Below are 6,903 nucleotides of genomic sequence, written 5' to 3'. Positions count from 1 at the left end.
CTTCCGGTCCGCCTTCGCGGTAGCGGTCGTACCAGCGGTAGAAGGTCCGACGGGCGATGCGCGGCCTAGCGCGCGCTGCTCTGCTCGCTGGCCGCCTCTCTCAAGGCGCGGCGAAGGATTTTACCCGTGACCGTCAACGGCAGCGCGTCGGAAAAAACGACCTCGTGCGGTGTCTCGTGTCTTGCGAGCTTGGAACGCACGAAATTCCTTATCTCCAGGGCCAACGTTTCCGACGGCTTGAACCTGTCGTTAAGGACGACATATGCCCGGATGGCCTCAGTGCGAACAGGGTCTGCTATCCCGATCACGGCAGCCATGACCACGGCGGGGTGCTTGATCAGCGTGTCTTCAATCTCGGTTGGACCGATGCGGTAGCCGGAACTTGTAATAACATCGTCCGCCCGCCCCTCGAACCAGAAAAATCCCTCATCATCGACCTGAGCAAGATCGCCACTGAGCAACCAGCCGTTAGCGTATTTTTCGGCAGTCGCTTCCGGATTTCGCCAATATTCCAGCATCATCACAGGGTCTGGCGCCCGGAAAGCCAGATTGCCGATGGTTCCAACCGGCAGCTGTTGGCCCTTGTCGTCTACGATGGCGGCAGTATGCCCAGGGACTGGGCGACCTAGAGACCCGGGGCGGAGGGGCAACAGCCGGCTGTTATTGCCAATCACGAGGTTGCATTCGGTCTGCCCGAACATTTCGTTCACAGGCAGTCCAAGCGTATGGCGGCTCCATTCGTGGAGTTCTTTGCCTACGGACTCGCCGCCCGAGATGACAGCGCGCAACCTTGCGCCATATCGTTGGACAGGATCCGGCACCTGGCGCATCAGCCGCAACATGGTGGGGGTAAGCAGCGCCGTGCGCACGCCGTGCTCGCCGATCATTCTGAAGGCCTGTTCGGGATCAAACTTCTGCGCGCGGAACGTCAACACAGGTTGCCCGAAGAACCATGCCGGCATGAGCACGTCCATTAGCCCGGCCAGCCACGACCAGTCGGCGGGCGACCACATGAGATCCCCGGGTTGGGGAAACGCGTCGAAGCCGAACTGTACGCCGGGGATGTGGCCGAGCATCGAACGATGAGCCTGCAGCGCCCCCTTGGGAAACCCGGTGGTGCCCGAGGTGAAGTTCAGAAAGGCAGGCTCGTTGGCACCAGTGTCGACGTTGGTGAAATTGTCCGAGGCCGTCTCGAGCATCCGCTCCAGTGATGGCGCTCCCGCCTCATCGCCGTCGATGAGGAAGATATGCTGAAGCACTGGCGCCTCCGAGGCTGCCTGAAGCAGCGAGGGAAGCGACGCGAGATCTGTAATCGCCACCCTGACCCCCGCGAGCCCAAGTCGGTAGGCTATGGCGTCAGGGCCAAACAAGGGCGAGGTCGGCGTTGAAACCAGGCCCGCCTTCCAGCACGCCACATGGCTGATCGCAGTCCAGGGGCTCTGGCCCAGCAGCAACATTACACGCTCGCCGCGCGCCAGCCCCAGCGCCGCGAAGAGATTGGCCATCTTGCTGGCGAGGCGTTGGACCTGTAGGAACGTTATATTGCGGGTGTCGCCTCGCTCGCCAACACTCACCAGCGCGATGCGGTTGGGGTCGGTCGCATGCCTGTCGCAAACATCCGCCGCGATGTTGTAGCGCTCCGGAATGTTCCAACGGAAGCCACGGCAGAGCGCCTCATAGGCCTTCATGTCATTCATCGCCGAACCTCAGACCTGCGTGTGGCGCCCAAGAATGCGTCTGCCGAGGACATGCCTGTGCACCTCTGACGGACCATCATAGATGCGGAACGGCCGGATATCGCGGTAGATCCTTTCGACGACCGTGTCGCGGGTAATGCCAATGGCGCCGAGGATCTGCAAGGAACGGTCAACGACGCGACCAAGTGCTTCCGAGCAATAGACTTTCGCAATGCTGGTCTCGTCGCGCGCCTGTTCGCCCTTGTCGAGCAACCAGGCCGTATGCCAGATGGAAAGCCGGGCGAGGTGCATGTCGATTTCATTGTCTGCAAGCATGAAGCTCACACCTTGGTGTTCGCCGATGGTCTTGCCAAATGAGTGACGCACACTGGCGTGTGCGGCTGCGACAGCATGACAGCGCTTCGCTGCCCCCAGCCAGCGCATGCAATGGGTCAGGCGCGCCGGGCCAAGCCGAACCTGGGCGTTTCTGAAGCCCTGCCCCAGATTTCCGAGGAGGCGATCGGCGGACACGCGGACATCGTCGAACCGCACCACCGCATGACCGCCCGGCGAGTTGGCGTCGATCGTGTCCAGCATCCGCGTGACGGAAAAACCGGGGCAATCGATATCGAGAACGAACATCGAGGCGCCCAGATCTTCCCCGCGGCTGTCCAGGGTGCGCGCCATGACGATATTGAATGCAGCGCCGGGTACGCCGGTGATCATGTATTTCTGGCCGTTGATGATGAAATCGTCGCTCTCCTGCCTGGCGATCGTGTTGAGCCGCGAGGCGTCTGCGCCAGCGCCATCAGTCACAGTCTCAGTCATCGAGAATACCGAGCGCACCTCGCCGCGCGCGAGCGGCGCGAGCCAGCGCTCCTTCTGGGACGGGGTCGCAATCTGGTTGAGCAGATTGACGTTGCCTTCGTCGCCGGCCTGGATGTTTAGCGCCAGCGGCCCCAGGGTGGACCAGCCAGCTGCCTCAAATATCACGGCCATCTCACGATGGTTGAGACCAAGGCCGCCATAGGCGACAGGCGCATGCGGCGACAGCAGCCCCTCGGCGCGCGCGAGGTTTACAAGCTCAAGCCGCAACTCTTCGGCAGGGCCGTGCGGCGTCTGGCGCGGATCGTTCTCCATTGGGACGACTTTGGAGGCGATGAAGGTTTCGACGCGGTCACGCAGCGTCGTCAGCTCTGGAGAAAGTTCGAAATCAATCACGGCGGTGCCCCTCGGCTGCTCCGGCCAGCAAGGCGGAGCCATGGGAGAAAAGACTGGAGATCGAGGGCGCGAAGCGCTCCCACAAATCGTCCCGGCGCTTGCCGGAGCGGTGCAGCTTGACGTTGAGGCAGGCTATGGAGCCGAGGCGGTACTGGGCGAAGGCCTGGTGCCAGGCGAGATGGCGCACGGCGGGGCCGCCAGCCTTTTTGTATTCAGCCAACAGATCGTGAGGGGGGACAGGCGCAACAGGTTGCCAGTCGGCGTGCCAGGCGCGGCTGTCCGACATCATCATCAGCCAGCCGACATCCAGCCCCTGCGCGCCAATAGAGGCCAATTCCCAGTCAATGATTCCCGTGGCGACGCCGTTGTCGAAAAGGATGTTGCCAGGCTGGAAGTCGCCATGTACCAGCCCGACCGGCGCGGGGTCCGGCATGCTCGCACGAAGTTCTGTGTCGAGCTGGGCGCTTGGGGCGAGCCATTCCGTTCCCTCTGCGTGGCGGCGCAATGACGACCAGCGATCCAGCTCGTCGAGCAACAGCCGCGGCGTCTCCCAGTGAGGCAACGCCTCCCGCCAGTCGATCCGGTGAACTGCAGCAAGCAACCGGGCTGCCTGCCACCAGACCGAACGTAGAAGCGCCGGGTCGCCCAGAAACGATGGATGCGGCTCCCAGACCACGAATACGCGCCCGGGCAGTTTGTCCATGACGATGAAAGGCGCGCCCAGCATCTCTTCTGAGGCGGAGGCCCAAGGCACGTCGGGGGTCAGCAAGCCCTCGCCCTTGAGCGCCTTCAGCAAGGGGGCCTGGCGGTAAACGTCGGTGTTGCCCCTTCGCGTCACGCCGGCCGGCGCCATCTTGAGAATGTATTCGCCCCGCTGGCCGCCCTCACCATCAACCAGTTCAAAGCCGTAGGTAAGCCCGGCGTGGCCGTCCTCCATCACCGAAAGATCTCTGACATTCAGCCGGCCGTCGTCCAGCATGCGGCGGGCGGCCACCTGCAATCTGCCAGCCAGTTCCTGGCCTTGTTCATTCACGATTGTCACTCCTATCGCACAGCGGGCGCTGCGGCGGATCCGCAGCGGCGTCCGGGCGGCCCTGTCCCAGGCCTGCAGACCCGCCGCAAATCGCCCCGACGGCTCGCCTGCACCGGGCCGCCTGTTATCGTCCCGAGATGAGTTCGCCGGTGGACACCCATGTCTTGCCGTCAAAGCGCATCATCTGCATCTCTTTGATCGGACCATGGTCCTCTTCGGAAATGCTGACGGTGACGCCGGGCAAAAGCATCGGCACATCCATTTTGCGCATGCTGTGCAGGGCCTTCATCAAGCTGTCGCGGTCGAGGTCGCGTCCTGCGCGCTCAAGGGCCTGATGCATTGCATAGGCCATGCTGTAGCCATATGCGTTGAGCCATTCGGTTTTGGAGCCTGACGGATAGTATTTGTCCATGAACGCCAGCCACTCTTTGAAATCAGGAGCGTCTTTCCACTGGGGATCAGACGGCTGCTTGCTGTAAGACGCCGAGACTGCCCCGATGGCATTCTCAAGGCCAACGCTCGTCAACACCGGATCAATTGAGTTTGAGACGCTCGGCAACAGCATGAGCGGCTTCCAACCCATGGCGCTGGCGGCTTTGACGGCCTGCGCCGCGAATTTCGGAGTGGCCGCATTGACGAACGCGTTCGAGCCGCTGCCTTTCAGGCGGGTTATCTGGGAGTCGACGGTCGCGTCAGAGATTTCATAGCTGGCCGCTGCAACGATCGGAATATTGCGGCGGGACAGCGCGTCCTTCAGCCCCTCAAGGACCGCGCGGCCGAAGTCGTCATTGGCGTAAAGAATGGAGACTTTCGGGTCCTTCACAAAGTCCGCGATGTATTTTCCGTAGATGCGTCCTTCGTCGGCGTAGCTGACATTCCAGCCAATGCTCCAAGGATATTTTCTCGGCTCATTGTATCGTTCGGCGCCAGAGGTGACGAAGATTTGGGGAACCTTTTTCTGGTTCAGATAAGCTTGCGTGGCGGCGGAGGTTGGAGAACCCAGCGGCATGAAAATCGCGAGAACGTTTTCACTTTCCACGAGCTTTCGCGTCTGCTCCACCGCTTTCGGTGGAGAATAGGCGTCGTCAAGACTGATCACCTCAATCTGGCGCCCGTGGACGCCGCCTTCACTGTTCACCTTGTCGAAATAGGCAAGGGCTGCCCGGGCGATTGTTCCATAGAATGACGCCGGCCCGCTGTATGGCGCGGTGTTGCCAAGTTTGACGACCTTGTCGGTCACGCCAGGCGTGTCCGCCGCGACCATCGACACGCTGAACCCGAGCGCCGCACACGCAATGACGGCAATGTGGCGTATCCGCATTCTCGACCCCCGTTTTCCGTTGACTCCCTGCAGGCCACGTTGGGCGCTGCAGAGGTATCTTAACGACGAGTCGAAATATGTCCACTCGGTAATATATTGCTCGTTTAGTTGCCCGACCAGTCGCTTCTGGTCTACCCACTGATAGCGAGGCTCCGTGATATATGGCTTTTGGCCTGGCGACTGAACGACGCCTGGGAACATGCGCGCCCCTGAAGAGATCGTCGCGAAGTTGCGGCAGGGCGGAGTGCGGATGGCGCAAGATTGGCATGGGGCTGACCGTGTTCGCGCGCCTCTGGCTCCACGCGTAGCTCGCCCAGCAGATAGGGATAGGTCTTATGCCCCTTCCTCAGCTTGCTGGTGTTGGGCCTCTGGTGGATCGGCGTCAAGCGCATCAGCCCCCGGATGCGCTTCTGGTGCACACCATGCCCCCCGTTCTGCAGGCGCCAGGTCATCTGGCGGACGCCGTAGAACGGTGTGTCGGGTTACTGCCTGTCGATCAACGGCCTCAAGCAGTTCAGGCGTGTCGCCACCCGCTACGACAAAACCGCCGTCTCACTCCTTGTCTTTCTCGCACTAGGCGCCGCAAAGCTATGGATGCCAACCTTTGTCACCACGATCTGGTGGAAATGCGGAAGTCGCGCCCCTCGTTGATCCAGCGGATGCGCTCGTCGCGCAGCATGGTGCGGCGCACCTTTCCAGCGTCGTCTCGCACCGTGGCGTTGGTGAATTCGTAGCTTTCCGGGTGCTTGGGCTTGCTCAGACGTTCACTGAGGAACGCCGGCAGCGCAGTCAGCAGGTCGTCGGCAGAGGTTTCCGGTGCGATCTCGATGATGGCGTGGATGCGCGCGCCGAGATCCGGATCAGGCAGACCGACGACGGCACAGCTGCGAATATCCGGATTGGCGATCAGCGCCGCCTCGACCTCGGCCGGGTAGATGTTGGCGCCGCCGCGCAGGATCATGTCCGAGCGCCGGTCAGCCAGCCAGATGTAGCCTTCCTCATCCATGTGGCCAATATCGCCGAGCGACTCCCACCCCCCGGGGTCGCGCTTCGCGTCGGCGCCGATGTAGTGGTAGGTGGTTCCGGGGCCGTCGGCGGCCTTCAGGAAGATTTCGCCGATCTCGCCCCGCGGTAGCTCTTGACCGTCCTCGCCAACGACCTTGGCTTCACCATTCTCCATACGTCCAACCGATCCTCTCCGCTTGAGCCAGTCTGTGCCGGCAATAAGCGTTGAGGCTTGGCGTTCTGTTCCGCCATAGCCTTCATAGACATGGTCGGCGCCGACCCAGTCAATCCAGGCTTCCTTCAGCCATCGCGGCATGGGCGCCGCCGTATGGCAGACTACCTTCAGGCTGGACACGTCGTGGCGCTTGCGCACATTCTCCGGCAGGGCCCAGATGCGGCTCATCATCGTCGGAACGAAATTCACCCAGTCGATGCGGTGTTCGGCGATCAGGCGCAGGGCCTCCTCGGCGTCGAACTTCTGCATGCCGACGACCTGGCTGCCTCCAAACAATGCGTTATGGGAAAAAAGGAATGGAGCATTGTGATAGAGCGGACCGGGATTGAGCGCCCGCTGTCCTTGCTCCGCGGGCAAATGCGTTGCCGAGGTGTCAACAATCGCGGGCATGTGGTCGACAATCACCTTGGGC

5 protein-coding genes are annotated in these 6,903 nt (G+C 61.9%); all 5 read right to left on the bottom strand.

Going from position 1 to position 6,903, the window contains the following annotated elements; all coding sequences use genetic code 11:
- Positions 1–65: 65 nt before the first annotated feature.
- Positions 66–1,697: an AMP-binding protein gene (locus tag IE243_RS20870; protein WP_191321243.1), complete on the bottom strand. Its 1,632-nt coding sequence runs from the start codon at positions 1,695–1,697 to the stop codon at positions 66–68.
- 9 nt (positions 1,698–1,706) lie between these two features.
- Positions 1,707–2,897, bottom strand: a complete 1,191-nt coding sequence (locus IE243_RS20865) for an acyl-CoA dehydrogenase family protein (protein ID WP_210319934.1) — start codon at positions 2,895–2,897, stop codon at positions 1,707–1,709.
- Positions 2,890–3,930 (bottom strand): phosphotransferase family protein, encoded by a 1,041-nt coding sequence (locus tag IE243_RS20860; protein ID WP_191321242.1) that lies wholly within the window; start codon positions 3,928–3,930, stop codon positions 2,890–2,892. Before IE243_RS20860 ends, IE243_RS20865 begins: the two co-directional genes overlap by 8 nt.
- Before the next feature lie 124 nt (positions 3,931–4,054).
- The gene (locus IE243_RS20855) at positions 4,055–5,452 is read right to left on the bottom strand and encodes an ABC transporter substrate-binding protein (RefSeq protein WP_210319933.1); all 1,398 of its coding nucleotides are present in this window, start codon (positions 5,450–5,452) and stop codon (positions 4,055–4,057) included.
- Between the two features lie 406 nt (positions 5,453–5,858).
- The coding region (locus IE243_RS20850) for an AMP-binding protein (RefSeq protein WP_244643291.1) at positions 5,859–6,903 on the bottom strand (1,045 nt) is incomplete at its 5' end.

Source organism: Camelimonas fluminis (genome assembly GCF_014656355.1).
Taxonomy (GTDB): Bacteria; Pseudomonadota; Alphaproteobacteria; order Rhizobiales; family Beijerinckiaceae; genus Camelimonas; species Camelimonas fluminis.
This window is presented reverse-complemented; position numbering and strand designations above follow the sequence as displayed.